At 54.7% G+C, this 13,925-nt stretch carries 16 protein-coding genes; 6 read left to right on the top strand and 10 right to left on the bottom strand.

Going from position 1 to position 13,925, the window contains the following annotated elements; genetic code table 11:
• From B2310_RS01160 to B2310_RS01135, 6 genes are all read left to right on the top strand, one after another.
• The coding region (locus B2310_RS01160; RefSeq protein ID WP_290728080.1) for a proline--tRNA ligase at nucleotides 1-975 on the top strand (975 nt) is incomplete at its 5' end.
• A gap of 66 nt (nucleotides 976-1,041) precedes the next feature.
• Nucleotides 1,042-1,905, top strand: a complete 864-nt coding sequence (locus B2310_RS01155; RefSeq protein WP_290728078.1) for a carbon-nitrogen hydrolase — start codon at nucleotides 1,042-1,044, stop codon at nucleotides 1,903-1,905.
• Nucleotides 1,905-2,927: an agmatine deiminase family protein gene (locus B2310_RS01150; RefSeq protein WP_173381959.1), complete on the top strand. Its 1,023-nt coding sequence runs from the start codon at nucleotides 1,905-1,907 to the stop codon at nucleotides 2,925-2,927. Before B2310_RS01155 ends, B2310_RS01150 begins: the two co-directional genes overlap by 1 nt.
• Before the next feature lie 18 nt (nucleotides 2,928-2,945).
• Nucleotides 2,946-3,998, top strand: coding sequence for a GTPase ObgE (obgE, locus tag B2310_RS01145; protein WP_290728076.1), 1,053 nt, complete (start codon nucleotides 2,946-2,948; stop codon nucleotides 3,996-3,998).
• A 3-nt stretch (nucleotides 3,999-4,001) separates the two neighbouring features.
• Complete coding sequence (gene smpB, locus B2310_RS01140) at nucleotides 4,002-4,475, top strand: SsrA-binding protein SmpB (protein WP_173366342.1); 474 nt, start codon at nucleotides 4,002-4,004, stop codon at nucleotides 4,473-4,475.
• A gap of 32 nt (nucleotides 4,476-4,507) precedes the next feature.
• Nucleotides 4,508-5,626: an N-acetylmuramoyl-L-alanine amidase family protein gene (locus tag B2310_RS01135; RefSeq protein WP_290728074.1), complete on the top strand. Its 1,119-nt coding sequence runs from the start codon at nucleotides 4,508-4,510 to the stop codon at nucleotides 5,624-5,626.
• A gap of 76 nt (nucleotides 5,627-5,702) precedes the next feature.
• Here B2310_RS01135 and B2310_RS01130 read toward each other — a convergent pair whose 3' ends face one another.
• The 10 genes from B2310_RS01130 to B2310_RS01085 all read right to left on the bottom strand — a co-directional run bounded on the left by B2310_RS01130 (nucleotide 5,703) and on the right by B2310_RS01085 (nucleotide 13,923).
• Nucleotides 5,703-6,449, bottom strand: a complete 747-nt coding sequence (locus tag B2310_RS01130; RefSeq protein WP_173366345.1) for a YebC/PmpR family DNA-binding transcriptional regulator — start codon at nucleotides 6,447-6,449, stop codon at nucleotides 5,703-5,705.
• 42 nt (nucleotides 6,450-6,491) lie between these two features.
• Nucleotides 6,492-7,214 carry a hypothetical protein gene (locus B2310_RS01125; protein ID WP_173366346.1) on the bottom strand — a complete coding sequence of 241 codons (723 nt, stop codon included), beginning with the start codon at nucleotides 7,212-7,214 and terminating at the stop codon, nucleotides 6,492-6,494.
• A gap of 30 nt (nucleotides 7,215-7,244) precedes the next feature.
• Nucleotides 7,245-8,858 (bottom strand): phosphomannomutase, encoded by a 1,614-nt coding sequence (locus tag B2310_RS01120; protein ID WP_290728072.1) that lies wholly within the window; start codon nucleotides 8,856-8,858, stop codon nucleotides 7,245-7,247.
• A gap of 65 nt (nucleotides 8,859-8,923) precedes the next feature.
• Nucleotides 8,924-9,700 (bottom strand): thiazole synthase, encoded by a 777-nt coding sequence (locus B2310_RS01115; RefSeq protein WP_290728070.1) that lies wholly within the window; start codon nucleotides 9,698-9,700, stop codon nucleotides 8,924-8,926.
• 46 nt (nucleotides 9,701-9,746) lie between these two features.
• Nucleotides 9,747-10,151, bottom strand: a complete 405-nt coding sequence (locus B2310_RS01110; RefSeq protein ID WP_290728068.1) for a (deoxy)nucleoside triphosphate pyrophosphohydrolase — start codon at nucleotides 10,149-10,151, stop codon at nucleotides 9,747-9,749.
• Nucleotides 10,152-10,184: 33 nt separating this feature from the next.
• On the bottom strand, nucleotides 10,185-12,161 hold the full coding sequence (locus B2310_RS01105; RefSeq protein WP_290728066.1) for a cellulase family glycosylhydrolase: 1,977 nt from the start codon (nucleotides 12,159-12,161) through the stop codon (nucleotides 10,185-10,187).
• Between the two features lie 112 nt (nucleotides 12,162-12,273).
• On the bottom strand, nucleotides 12,274-12,936 hold the full coding sequence (gene thiF, locus B2310_RS01100) for a thiamine biosynthesis protein ThiF (RefSeq protein ID WP_290728064.1): 663 nt from the start codon (nucleotides 12,934-12,936) through the stop codon (nucleotides 12,274-12,276).
• Nucleotides 12,936-13,130, bottom strand: coding sequence for a sulfur carrier protein ThiS (gene thiS, locus B2310_RS01095; protein ID WP_072978161.1), 195 nt, complete (start codon nucleotides 13,128-13,130; stop codon nucleotides 12,936-12,938). Before thiS ends, thiF begins: the two co-directional genes overlap by 1 nt.
• A 23-nt stretch (nucleotides 13,131-13,153) precedes the next feature.
• Nucleotides 13,154-13,546, bottom strand: a complete 393-nt coding sequence (locus tag B2310_RS01090; RefSeq protein WP_290728091.1) for a hypothetical protein — start codon at nucleotides 13,544-13,546, stop codon at nucleotides 13,154-13,156.
• A gap of 11 nt (nucleotides 13,547-13,557) precedes the next feature.
• Entirely contained in the window at nucleotides 13,558-13,923 is a 366-nt protein-coding gene (locus B2310_RS01085) for a hypothetical protein (protein WP_290728062.1), read from the bottom strand.
• Nucleotides 13,924-13,925 lie beyond the last annotated feature (2 nt).

Raw genomic sequence — 13,925 nt, 5'->3', positions numbered from 1 at the left:
GTGCCGTTCAAGGGCGACGAAAATGCAGCTCTCGAAAAGGTCGAAACTCCGCACTGCGCAAGCATCGAAGATCTCACCAAGTTCCTGAACGTGCCTGCCGAATCAACTGCCAAGTGCGTGTTCTTCGACTTCGAAGGCAAGCTCATCACGGTCGTTGTCCCGGGCAACCTCGACGTTTCCGAAATCAAGCTCCACAACCTACTGAAGGCGAAGGAACTTTACCCTGCCGAAGACAGCCTCATCAAGGCCTGCGGCATGGTTCCGGGCTTTGCTTCCCCGATCAATTCTCACGACACCCGCATCATCGTGGACGAAGCGATTGCAGATTCCTTCGACCTCGTGACCGGCGCCAACGAAGAAGGCTTCCACTTCAAGCATTGCAACCCGAAGCGCGACTTCCCGAAGTTCGAAGTGGCGGACATTGCCGAAGCGAGCGAAGTCTGCAAGTGCCCCTGCTGCGGCGAACTCCTCACCGAAACTCGCGGTATCGAAATGGGCAACATCTTCAAGCTCGGCACCAAGTTCTCCGAATCCATGGGTGCGAAGTTCCTCACGGCCGAAAAGACGACCGCTCCGGCCATCATGGGCTGCTACGGCATTGGCGTGGGCCGCCTGATGGCATCCGTCGTGGAAAACAGCCACGATGACTTCGGACCGATTTGGCCCAAGTCCATCGCTCCGTTCCAGGTGGAAATCGTCCCCATCGGCAAGGAAGCCGAACTCGTGGAACTCGCCGAAAAGTTCGAAAAGGAACTCGAAGCCGCCGGCATCGACGTGCTCGTGGACGACCGCGACGAACGTCCGGGCGTCAAATTCAAGGACGCCGACCTGTGGGGCTCTCCGGTGCGCATCGCCATCGGCAAGAAGGGACTTGCCAACGGTGAAGTCGAATGGAAGTTCCGCAACGAGAAGGAATTCTCCATGGTCAAGGTCGAAGACGTCGTGAAGAAGGCGAAGGAATATTTCGAAAAGTAATTAGATCCTCGCCTGCGCGAGGATGACAAAAACGCGGAATGACAACAAGAATCGCGGGGATGACTTATGAGCAAGATTAAAGTCGCAACTTTGCAAGGCAAGTGGACAGGCGATTTCGACAGCAACAACGCCTGGTACGTGGAACAGGCCCGCGCCCTCAAGGGCAAGGGCTACGACCTGGTGGTTCTGCCGGAACTTTTCCATACGCCCTATTTCCCCTTCGAGGAAAACGCGGACTTCTTTGACCTTGCGATTGAAAAGGACCACCCGCTGGTAGCGCAGTGGCAGGGCATCGCCAAAGAACTGAACGCCGTGGTGGTGTTCCCCTTCTTCGAGAAACGCGCCCGCGGCATCTACCACAATTCCGCCTTCGTGTTCGAGCGCGACGGCAGCATTGCAGGCCTCTACCGCAAGAGCCACATTCCCGACGATCCCGCCTTCTACGAAAAATACTACTTCATCCCGGGTGACACGGGTTTCGAGCCTATCAAGACATCCGCAGGCACCCTCGGCGTGCTCATTTGCTGGGACCAGTGGTTCCCGGAAGCCGCCCGCATCATGAGTCTCAAGGGCGCAGACGTGCTCATCTACCCCACGGCCATTGGCTGGATGGATTCTGAGCCCAAGGAAATCTACCCGCGCCAGCAAGACAGCTGGACAACCGTCATGCGCGGGCACGCCATCGCAAACCGCACGTTCGTGGTGGCGGCTAACCGCATCGGTACCGAAGGACACCTTACCTTCTGGGGCACGAGCTTTGCCGCCGCACCCGACGGCTACATTTTGGAAAAATGCGCGCCCGATTTTCTCGGTGTCTCTACCGTAGAAATCGACCTCGCCGAAACCGAAGAGAATCGCCGCTGGTGGCCGCATTTCCGCGACCGCCGCATCGACCTTTACAAGGACATCCTCAAAATCTGGGGTGAATAATGACAACGAAAATTCGCTATCCCGCCGAATGGGAAAACCAAAAGGCTACATGGCTAGCCTTCCCGCACAACAAGCAGAACTGGCACGGAGAACGCGGAATCAAGATTCGCAAGTTCTACATCGACCTCATCCGTACCATTAGCGAGTTCCAGCCTGTCAACGTGCTGCTCCCGAAACTGGATTTCCTTACAGCCGAAGAAAAATTCGCTGTAGCCGACCGTCCTTTTCCGGCCACGTTCATTCCGCTCAAGACCGATGATATCTGGATTCGTGACTATGGTCCGTTCTTCGTAAAAAAGGGAAACAAGACAGCCGTCTCTGAATCCGTATTCAATGCGTGGGGCGCAAAATTCCCGCCCTGGAAAAACGACAACCAGATTCCCGCCAGAATTGCAAAAGCATTCAAATATGCCAAGGGCAAAAGCATTCCCTATATTTTCGAAGGGGGTGCCATTGAAGTAAACGGGGATGGTCTCGGAATCACGACACTGGACTGCCTTGTAGGCAAGAACCGCAACAAGCCGGAAGACCTGACAAAGATCATCAAGGCGATATGCCAGATGCTCGGCCTCAAGAGTCTGCTCATCCTTCCCCGCGGTCTCAACGGCGACCACACGGACGGACATATCGACAACGTAGCCAGATTCGTCGCCAAGGACCGCATCGTCATGTCATGGGATACAAGCCGCAAGGGACCGAACGCCCCCATCCTTGCTGAGGCTAAATACCTCCTAGAAACCTGGCTCGGCGCCTATTACGGAAAAAAATCGAAGGTGGACACGCTTGCGCTCCCGCCGCAGCGAAAGCTAAGCGACGGACAGATTCTCCCGGCAAGCTACATGAACTTTATTTTTGTGAACGGCGGACTAATTTACCCCAAATACAAATGCAAGAACGATTCCGTCGCCCAGAAATATTTCGAGAGCGTTTATCCTGACCGGTTCGTCATCGGACTCGACTGCCGCACCGTCATCGAGGAAGGTGGAAGCCTGCACTGCATGAGCAAGCACGAAAGCCTCTAAAATTTCTACATTTGGCCTATGTTCCTAGACGAAAAAACCATTGAAGTGCGCTCCGGCAAGGGCGGTGACGGCATCGTGAGCTTCCACCGCGAAAAGTTTGTTCCCCTCGGAGGCCCTGACGGCGGCGACGGCGGTCGCGGCGGTCACGTGATTCTGCAGGTGAACGAGCAGTATTCCACGCTCCTCGACATGGGCAACGCACGCGTGTACAAGGCGCTGGGCGGCCAGCCGGGTGGAGCGAAGCGCTGCACCGGGCGTAGCGCCGAAGACCTCATCGTCGATGTCCCGCGTGGTACCATCGTGAAGGATTCCGAAGGTCGCATCCTCGCAGACCTCACGCAGCCGGGCCAGAAATGGATTGCGGCGCGCGGCGGCAAGGGCGGGATGGGCAACCAGCATTTCGCGACCCCGAAGGTGCAGGCACCCCGCAAGTGCACACCCGGCGAAAAGGGCGAAAAGCGCGAACTTTTCCTGGAACTCAAGCTCATGGCCGACGTGGGCCTGGTCGGGTTCCCGAACGCGGGCAAGTCGAGCCTCGTGAACAAGATTTCGAGCGGACGCCCGAAAGTCGGCGACTATCCGTTTACCACCCTCGAACCGGTGCTCGGCATCGTGCAGACGAACGGCCACAGTTTCGTGGTCGCCGACATTCCCGGCCTGCTGGAAGGCGCCAGCGAGGGCAAGGGCCTCGGGCACCAGTTCCTCAAGCACATCGAACGCACGCACACGCTCCTGTTCGTCATCGACGGTTTTGCCGAGAACGCCTACGAGCAGTTTACCGTGCTCAAGAGCGAACTCAAGGCATTCCACCCGAAGCTCGCCGAAAAGCCCTTCGTGATTGCACTCAACAAGGACGATCTCGGAATCGAGAACGCCATCAAGGAATTCAAGAAACACCGCCAGAAGGTCATCGTGACGTCCGCCATGACGGGCGACGGCTGCAAGGAACTCGTACAGGCTCTCGACGAGGCCATCCCGCACGTACAGAAGAAGAAGGTCGGCTGGGAATCGAAGGCCCTCGAAAGCAGCAAGGCCAGCGGCAAGAAGAGCGGCTGGGGCAAGAAGGCTTAGCGCATGGCAAAGAAGGAGCAACAGAGCACGCCGGTCATCATGAACCGCAAGGCAAGCCACCTCTATTTCGTCGACGAGACGTTCGAGGTGGGCATCATGCTCATCGGCTCCGAGGTCAAGTCCATCCGCGACGGCAAGTGCACCATCGGTGAAGCCTGGGTCGACGTCGACGACAAGAAAGACGAACTCTGGCTCATTGGCGCCCGCATCGACGAATACCTTTTCGCGAACAGGTTCAACCACTTCCCCGCCCGCAAGCGCAAGCTCCTCGCCCACGCGCACGAAATCCAGAAAATGCGCAAGGCGAAGGAACTTAAGGGTTGCACCATCGTCCCGCTGAAACTATACTTTAAGAACCGACGGGCAAAACTCGAAATTGGAATATGCAGAGGCAAGGATCAACGCGACAAGCGACAGGATATAATCAACCGCGAAGCGAAGCTGGAAATGGACCGCGCCGCAAAGGCACACCGCTAGTTTTCGCCCTGTTGCTGATAATCGGCTGGGCAATGTCCTTCGCCGACGTCAGTGCCGTCGATGCTGAAGCTTTCGCCAAACAGAACGGCGCCTCTTTCCACTGGTTCCCCATCCAGAAATCGTTCATCCTCGTCACCGAGGAAGACACAGCCAAGTTTGCAGTCGGCATTCCCTTCGCTTCGGTGAACGGCGGAACCATCGATTTATCCGCAAGCCCCGTCCTCGAAGACGGGCACCTGTGGATTGCAGAAGAGGACGCGAAGCAGATTTTCAAGAAAGTTCCTGCCAGCAGCAGTTCAGCCGCAGCAAAGGATTCGAGCTCTTCGACCGGTTCGGCAAGTTCCGCGAAGGCCGAACCCGCGGCAGCGCCCGCAAAGGCAGACCAGAAGGCGGTTTCTGCAACCAAGCCGAAGAACGAGACCGCGGGCACCCGAGAAGTCAAGACCATCGTAATTGACCCCGGCCACGGCGGCAAGGATTCTGGCGCTCTCGGCAAGAATTCGCAGGAGAAGGACCTCGTTCTCGCCATCGGCAAGCTCCTGAAAAAGGCGCTCGCGAAAGAAGGGTTCAACGTAAAAATGACCCGCGACAAGGACGTGTTTATCGAACTCGGGCAGCGCGCCAACCTCGCGAACCAGTGGGATGGAGACCTGTTCATCAGCCTCCACTGCAACGCCGTCGATGCGACTCCCGAACGCAAGAAGCAAATCAGGGGTTACCATGTGTACGTGCTCCGTGCCCCCGAAAGCGAAGAAGACAAGGCGATAGCCCGCCGCGAAAACAAGGTGGCGACCCTCTACGGCGAAAAGAACGCGAAAGAGGAACTCTCCCCCATCGAATGGTTCAAGCTGGAAGCCCGTCTCGAAAAGTATAAACAGAACAGCTACATGTTCACCGAGGAAATGCTCAAGGCGATGGACGGCGGAAAAATCCGCAGGCAGGCGGGAGGCGTCGGAGGTGCCGGGTTCATGGTGCTCGTGGGTGCGCTCATGCCCGCAGTGCTATTCGAAATCGGATTCATCAGCAACCTCGACGACGAGGCCTACATGATGAGCAAGGCCGGCCAGGAAGATATCGCCGACCGAATAGCGAAGGCCGTGAGCACCTACAAGGCGGCAGTGCACAGCTACCGCGAGACTCTCGGGCGATAAGCCGCATCACTCCTCAAGCACAAAAAAACCGACTGCTCCAGGCAATCGGTTTTTCAATTTTTGGAACGAATAGAGCTTACTCAGCAGCGTCCATATCGGCTTCGTCGATTTCGGCGTTGTGGTAAACATCCTGGACGTCGTCGTGGTCTTCGAACTTGTCGATGAGCTTGAGGAGCTTCACGGCATCGTCGTGACCGAGCTTGACCGGGTCATTCGCGACGTAGGTGATTTCAGCGCTCATCATCTCGATTCCGGCGGCTTCGAGAGCCTTGGAAACGGCGTCGAAAGCTTCCGGAGAGGTGGAGATTTCATGCACGCCGTCTTCGGTGGACATGTCTTCGGCACCTGCTTCGAGCACGAGGTCCATCACCTGGTCTTCAGGATACTTTTCTGCGTCGACAATGATCACGCCCTTGTAGGTGAAGGCCCAGGAAACGGAGCCCGATTCACCCATGGAACCGTTGTTCTTGTTGAAGATGTTGCGGATTTCGGCAACCGTACGAACCTTGTTGTCGGTCAGGCACTGCACCATGATGGCAATGCCGGCCGGGCCGCGTCCTTCGTAGAGCGGTTCCGTCATTTCGGTACCGGAGTTTGCACCCGTACCCTTGGCGATGGCGCTTTCGATGTTCTTGGTCGGCAAGCTCTGGCTCTTGGACTTGAGAATTGCCGCACGCAGGCGCGGGTTTGCGTCAGGGTTTCCGCCGCCGAGCTTAGCAGCAATGGAGATTTCCTTGATAAGCTTGTTCCAAGCCTTCGCACGAGCGACGTCAGTCTTGGCTTTCTTGCGTTTGGTGGTGGCCCATTTGGAGTGACCGGACATAGATTACCTCGAATAATTCAGGTTTTCGATTTAGTGAAACTTTTACTTTTTCTTCATGCGGCAACGCTTCTTTTCTCTCGGAGAAAGGTTCGGGTCGTCGCATTCATCCCTGTTGGACATTTTTTTCTTTTTCTTCTTCGGCTGATCGTCGTCAGCCATATCCTTCATGCGCTGTTTCCTCTTCTCGGCAACAGACATTTCGGAATCCTCCGCTTCCATCTTTTTCTTCTTCATGGACTGAAGCTTGCGCTTGTCAATCGGATCGGCGGAAGCCTTCGTGATAGCCCTTTCGTACTTGCCCTTCCAGATCTGGCCAAGAAGCGAGCCCGAAGCAAGAGCGTCGTTGAGGATTCCCTTCGACCAATCGTCATCGGCCGGAGGCAACAGCCTGAACTTCAGGTTACGGATCGTGGTCGGTTCTTCATCATAGTAGAGCATGATGTCGAAGAGGCCCACGTTATACTGTTCGCCATTGACTTCCACGGGGGAATTGTCAATATAGGCAAGAACCGCATAGACTTCGCCTTCGAAAAGGGCTTCGCGCAGAAGCTCGGGATCGCCGTTGGGAGCTCGAACCTCACCGATGGCCTGGAACGCCCAGGGGGCGACATCCACCTTCAGCGAGAACTTCAAAAAACCCTTCTCCGAATCCTTGAGCTTGAGCAACGCACCGGAGAAGGCCTGGAACTTAGGCCTTATAGAACCTTCCTGTGCATAGCCCACCATGGAAAGCGCCAGCACAAGTAATATCAGTATTTTTTTCATATATGCTTTCCTTTTCCCCAAATAAAACACTTAATTCTTGAAGAACAGCGCCTTCGCCGCCTCGAACATCGGGTCCTTTTCGTCCGGTTCACGGCATTCGGTGTAGATGCGCACCTTCGGTTCGGTACCCGACGGACGCACGAGCATCCAGGAGTCGTCTTCGAAGATGACCTTCACGCCGTCGAGCGTGAGGAGCTGCTTCACGGTCTTTTCGTTCTTGCCGACCAAGACCTTTGCACCCGGCTTCGCGATTTCGGCGATGGCGTCGACCTTGGCCTTCAAGGGAGCACCCACGAGGGACTTGTCGACTTCGAAGCCCGAACGGGTCGGGTAGAAGCGGCCATATTCTTCGTAAAGGGCGTCGAGGTATTCACCGAGGTTCTTGCCGGTAACGGCCATGATTTCAAGAGCGATGAGGAGGCCGAACTGGGCATCCTTCTCGAGCGTGTTGTTGAGGCCGGAGATACCGTCGGATTCTTCGAATGCGACGAGAGCCTTCTGCTTCGCATTTCGGCTGAGCCACGGGCGGAAGTTCTTGAAGCCCACCGGAGTTTCCATCACAGGCACGCCGAGCTTTTCGGCAATGATGTTCACGAAGTTGGAGGTCGCGACGGACTTCGCGACGCAGCCCTGTTCCTTGCGCCAGGTTGCCATGTAGTGGAACGCGATGGCACCGAACTGGTTCATGTCAATTTCGCGCGTGCCGTCGTAGAAGCGGATGCGGTCGCCATCCGGGTCAAAAATTGCACCGAGGCGGAATTCGCTCTTGCTTTCGTCGAGCACCTTGCGGACCTTCTCGAGGTTCTTGCTGGACGGTTCCGGAGCGATGCCGCCGAACAGGGAGTCATCCTCGTTGCGGAGCGTGATGAGGCATTCCGGATTGTCGAGCAGCGCAGCCGGGCGGCGGCGGGTAGAGCCGTGCACGTGGTCGCACACGAGGGTCAGACGGCCCTTCTTGATGAATTCCTTGATGCGGTCGAACTTGATGGTTCCCTGCTTCACGAGGAATTCCTTGTAAATCTTGAGGGAGTCGATAATTTCCCAGTCAACCTTGCCCACCGGTTCAAACTTCCAGGTGGCCATCATTTCGTTGCTAAGCTTGGTAATGACGTTCGTGATTTCCGGACCTGCAGGACCGCCGTCAGCCGGGTTGAACTTGATACCGTTGTAGTGGCTCGGGTTGTGGCTCGGAGTCATGTTGATGGAGCAGGCGGCACCAAGCATCTCAATAGCGGCGCTGAATTCCGGTGTGGGCATTTCGCCACCGTAGTAGACCTTCACGCCGGCCTTCGCAAACTGGTCAGCCACGGCTTCGCAGAATTCGTGACCGAGCAAGCGGTTGTCATGACCCACGACCACGCCACGCTTCTGGAGTTCGGCAAAATCCTTCACGCCGAGAGCTTCGAAAAGTTCAGGAGTCGCTTCCTTATAGAGGCGGACGATTGCCGCACCCACCACCTGCAGATTGCGGAGCGTAAATTCGGAACCGATTTCGCCGCGCCAGCCGGACGTACCGAAGCTCACCTTGGCGGGCTCCTGGGAGGTCAGAGCGACCTGTTTCACCTGTTCGACCAGGCCCATGTCGGTTGCCGGGTTGAATTCGGGGGACTGAATCTTTTTCCAAATCTGGGTAATGTTTTCCATAACGGTTCCTGTATTTGAATTTAACGCCTTTAATTTAGCAAAAAATTTTTCTGCGACAGAGCGGACTAGTCCCGCAGGAATCCCGTGAGCGGGTCGGACGCGGAAGCGCCGCGCGTAAGGACGCGCCCAAGGCCTGCAAGGTAGGCCTTGCGACCCGCCTCGATTGCAAGCTTGAAGCTCTGCGCCATCATGGGCAAATCGCCAGCCGTGGCAAGCGCCGTATTCGCCATGATCGCGGCGGCACCCATCTCCATAGCGGCACAGGCCTCGGAGGGTTTCCCGATTCCCGCATCCACGATAACCGGAAGTTCAATTTCGTCAATCAGAATTTGAATAAACTCACGAGTGGAAAGGCCCTTGTTGCTCCCGATCGGGGCAGCAAGCGGCATCACGGCGGCGGCCCCCGCGTTCACAAGGTCGCGCGCCACGTTCAGATCCGGATACATGTAGGGCATCACCACGAAGCCTTCCTTCGCAAGCGTCTCGGTCGCCTTCACCGTCTCGTAGTTGTCCGGCAAGAGGTACTTCGTGTCGCGCATGATTTCAATCTTCACGAAATCGCCGCAGCCGAGCTCGCGGGAAAGACGCGCGATGCGGACCGCCTCGTCGGCGGTGCGGGCGCCGGAGGTATTGGGGAGCAAGGTCACTCCTTTCGGGATATAGTCCAGAATATTTTCATGGTCCTTCGTGTTCGCCCGGCGTACCGCGAGTGTCACAATCTGTGCACCCGCATCGCGCACCGCAGCCTCAATCAGCTTCAGCGAATACTTGCCAGACCCCAAGATAAACCGCGATGTAAATTCATGCTTTCCAATAACGAGAGTATCTTTTTTTTCTTCCATTTTACTTTACCTTTTTCCGCTTTTTCGGAGTAAAATATAGAATTTCTTAACGTTTTTCTAACGCCTCCACCACCAGCAAATCGGCGGGGAGCCAATCCACAGAATGCAACTCCGCAGGAGAGAGCCACCTTGCAGCTTCGTGTTCCAGCAGTTCGGGAGACTTTCCGCCCGCAACCGTGCAAAGATAGCAGTGCATGGTCAAGTGAAAAGCGGGATAATCGTATTCCACGGTGCATACAAAATCACCGACAAGGACATCGACGGCCAGTTCTTCCCTAAGTTCGCGAACAAGCGCCTGCTCGGGAGTCTCGCCGGGTTCCATCTTTCCGCCGGGGAATTCCCAGTAATCCTTATAGTCGCCATAACCGCGCTGGGTAGCGAGCATCCTAGTCCCCGCCAACCGCGGATCGCCATCACAAACAATACCCGCCACGACTTCTATCGTTTTCATGGCGGGAAATTTAGAAATTTTACGATGTAAAGGCTACTTGACTATAACGCGGAAGATACGTCCGCCCTCTTGCGACTTGACCAGGTAGGATCCGGGACGCTTGACCAGAGAGGCAGTCTTCGCCTGCAGATTTTCGGAGCCCTCGCCCATGAAGCGCGCAATAAATTTTCCCTGCATGTCGAACACGCTGTAGCAGGAAACACCCGACGAACCGAACCGCATGATGCGTGCTGCGACCGAAGTCGTAGTATCAACTGTCGACGAGGTATCGGCTGTTCCGCACTGAGCCGCCGCACAAAAATCAAGCCAGTCAATGTTTACGTAATTGCCAACGATTTCGAGCCTGAGCACATGCTCGCCCGCCGTGAGGTTCACCTTTCCCGCATCTAACGTGGAATAAGTCTCCCAGTCGCTACCCTGCGGGAATATCACGTCGTCCGTAACGGCCTTGTCGTCGAGATAAAGCTTGAAGCCCGCATTTTCCGAAGAAGTCGCATAGCTCGCGGACAGGCCATACTCGCCCGCCTCGGCCACCTTCACGGTGTATTCGAGCCATTCGCCTTCCTGCGTGTAGCCGATGGCGTAACCCGAGCCGCCCTTCACGATATCGACAGCGTCTTCACGATACTCGCCGCCCTTGTTGTCGTCGTCCTTGTCGAGGTAAGCCTTGCCCGAACCGCCGACATCGTAATTTTCGACTTCGACCTTGCCCGGGATTGCAGCGGCGACATCTTTATAAGGAGCCTGCGGGATAATCGGGGTGATGTAGACGCGGTAGCCGTACTTGGTATTCGAGATGTTCACCGGCACCGTAATCTTGCCGTCATTCACGTCGTATTCCTTGTCGGACACCAGGTTCGTCGAAGGAACGGCCTTGTCCTTGTTTTCCCAGACCACGTATTCCACCGTCACATTCACCTTGTTGCCAAATGCAGAGGGAATGCCCGAGATGTTCACATTGATATCGCCCTTGGTGTTTCCGCCAAGCACGATGCTCGCAAAGCCCTTCTTTTTATCGAGGGCGGCAAAGCCGTCCACGCCGTCGCTTTTGTCGTTGGGAGGCGTAACCTTGGCCATGTAGCCGCTCATGTCGCCATACCACTTATAGAGCCACCAGCCACCACCGCGTTCGTTATTGGAGGTAAGGAGACTCCCCAGACGGCCCGGAAGCGGTACGAACCACCAAGAAATCATGGCGCTTTCGACACCGTGACGTTCGAACTTGGCGATAAACGGTACGGACAGGCCAGGGCATCCTTCCTCGGAATGTTCCTCGGAGGAATACTCGTTGATGCTGAGAGGACGCGGCTTGACATTATACTTCTTTTCGAGAGCGCGGTAGGTCTCGACAGCGCCCACAAAGCCGCCACTTCCCCACTGGTGCCAGCTTACAACGTCGGGCATGCAGTTGTTCTGCGAGCAGTACTTCACGAATTCTTCCATCTTGGAAGCATGGTAAAAAGAATACGACGGACCGATAATTTTTGCCCCCGGGTCCATCTGGCGAATCAAATCATAGGTCTGTTTCCAAAGACCGGAATTGAAGTCGATGCCAGAGACCTTCCAGGTGTCATTGGGCTCGTTCCAGATTTCGTAGCCGTCAAAGTTCTTGTTTTTGGAAGCAAGCTTGTCGTTGATGACGGATTTCACCTCGTTTTTCCAGTGGTCCATGTTCTGGAACTTGTAAGGCCAACCGGGCAAGACGTCGGCCAAGCGGATCTGGATCTTGGCACCGATGCTTTCCACACGCGGTGCCACGAGGAAGGCTCCGCCTATACCCTGCTGGCGGCCGCTACCGCTACGCGCAGGCGAAAGGAACACGTTCGGCTTGAGCGGGGCGACATCTTTCTCGATATTGGCGGGAAGCGTCTCGGTAAGCCCGTAAAGCGAGCCCGTGGCCACGTGGGTCACCGGCTTGATGCTGTCCCCCAGGCTCACGTTCAGATTGACGGCCGCGTCCGAAAAGGCGGCCATGGACAAAATAGCAACAAAGCTGTTTATCTTTTTCATAAACATCTCCATAATTCACCAATAAAAAAATACCCCTTTTTAGGGGATATTTTCACTTTTTTATCATTTTTCTATGGATGGATTGTCAACGGGATATTGGGCGGCACCTTTTTTACGCTAGGTCAAGAATAATCCGCACCACCGTCAGGGCCTGGTGGGCAGCGCAAAGCATCACACGGGGAGCAACGAGCCCGATTCCGTCGTTCACATCGCTTTTGCCGTCACCACAAACATAAAAGCGTTTGGTCACCTTGCGGGTCGTAATTGAATTTCCGCTATCGTAGCCCGCCATTCCAGAAGCCGCGACTAGGTACTTTTCAGGCATATTTTCGAGCACCGTATTCACAAGCATCGCCTTCGCCTCGGCATTATCAAAAGCCTCGCAAACCACGTCGGCCTTGGCCAGGAGCGGGACCGCATTTTCGGCAGTCACCTTTTCAAAGTGAGTTTCATATTCCGTATACGGCGCGATCTCTTTCAAGTTCGAAAGCAGAGCATCCGGCTTCGGCATGCCAACCTGGCTCGCCCTGTACTGCTGGCGATGCAAATTCGTCACATCGACGCAATCGAAATCAATCAGGACCAGCTTGCCTATTCCGGCACGCGCCAGGGAAATCGCGATATTTGAACCAAGCCCGCCCAAGCCGCAAACGGCAACCGTGGCAGCCTGCAACTTGCGTACGGCATCTGCACCTTGCCGCTTTTCTAGCGCGGCAAGCATCTCTTCGCGAGTCGGCACGCGGAAATCGCACATCTGCGAAATTTCGGATTGCATCACCCGCCGCCCACAAAGTTCACAACCTCGACGACATCGCCATCGGCAAGCACCGTCTCGGCATACTTTGCCTTCGGAACAATTTCCTCGTTCCGTTCCACAGCGATGCGCACGGTATTGTACCCCGCTTCCGCAAGGTATTCGGCAACGGTCTTGCCAGCCGCATCGACACTCTGTCCATTAATCGTAAGCATGTGAACAAATATAGGAAAAGTTTTCAGGCTATCGGCTTTTCTATAAAACGTTGCAAAGAATCGGCGATTCTTAATACATCATTTAAAGGAAATTTTTCCCGTTCCTTATCAAACAACCCGGCAAAGGCGCCATCATTAATTATCCAATATTTGGAGAAATCCTTATTGATATTATCCACATACGCCCCTATCATAATACCAACTCTATACACAGGATAACGGTTTTTCGTCCACTCATTAATCTTCCCTTCTAGCCATCTCCCCTGCGACTCTATTTTATGCATCAGGTCACTTTGCAAGACACCTGTGCTATCAATGAGTTCACCATCTTTAAATATAAAGTCCGCTTGGTTATAATCCCTATCCGGCAATGCCCAATTCTTTGTATCAATGGTAAATATTCCTTTCGTACTAATTATAACATGGTCTATGTTAAATTTTCCGCATACAACATCATGAAAAAAAATGTACTGTTAGAAGAAAGCCTTTCCAACTTTGTGCCTACATAACGTTCGCCATCAAGACCTTTGCGATGATTTCTTATTTGCCTATTAATTTTTCTTACTTTGACAAACGCCCTTACAGAAAAGACGACCAAAAGGATTGTCATAAACACAGCAGAAAGAAGACTTACTGGCAAAAAACCTAGGTAAATCATCCAAATAAATATAGACGCAACAAACGTCACCATCGGTAGCAGCAACGTTTCAAACGATTCATCACCCAATTGATTGATTTTATTCTCTAGAGATTCACCTTGCACATGGGGTCTGAAATGCTGTTTGCGATTCATAA

Source organism: Fibrobacter sp. UBA3629, assembly GCF_002374005.1.
Lineage (GTDB): Bacteria > Fibrobacterota > Fibrobacteria > Fibrobacterales > Fibrobacteraceae > Fibrobacter.
Note: the sequence above shows the minus strand (reverse complement) of the source record. Positions and strands in the feature narration are given on the sequence as shown.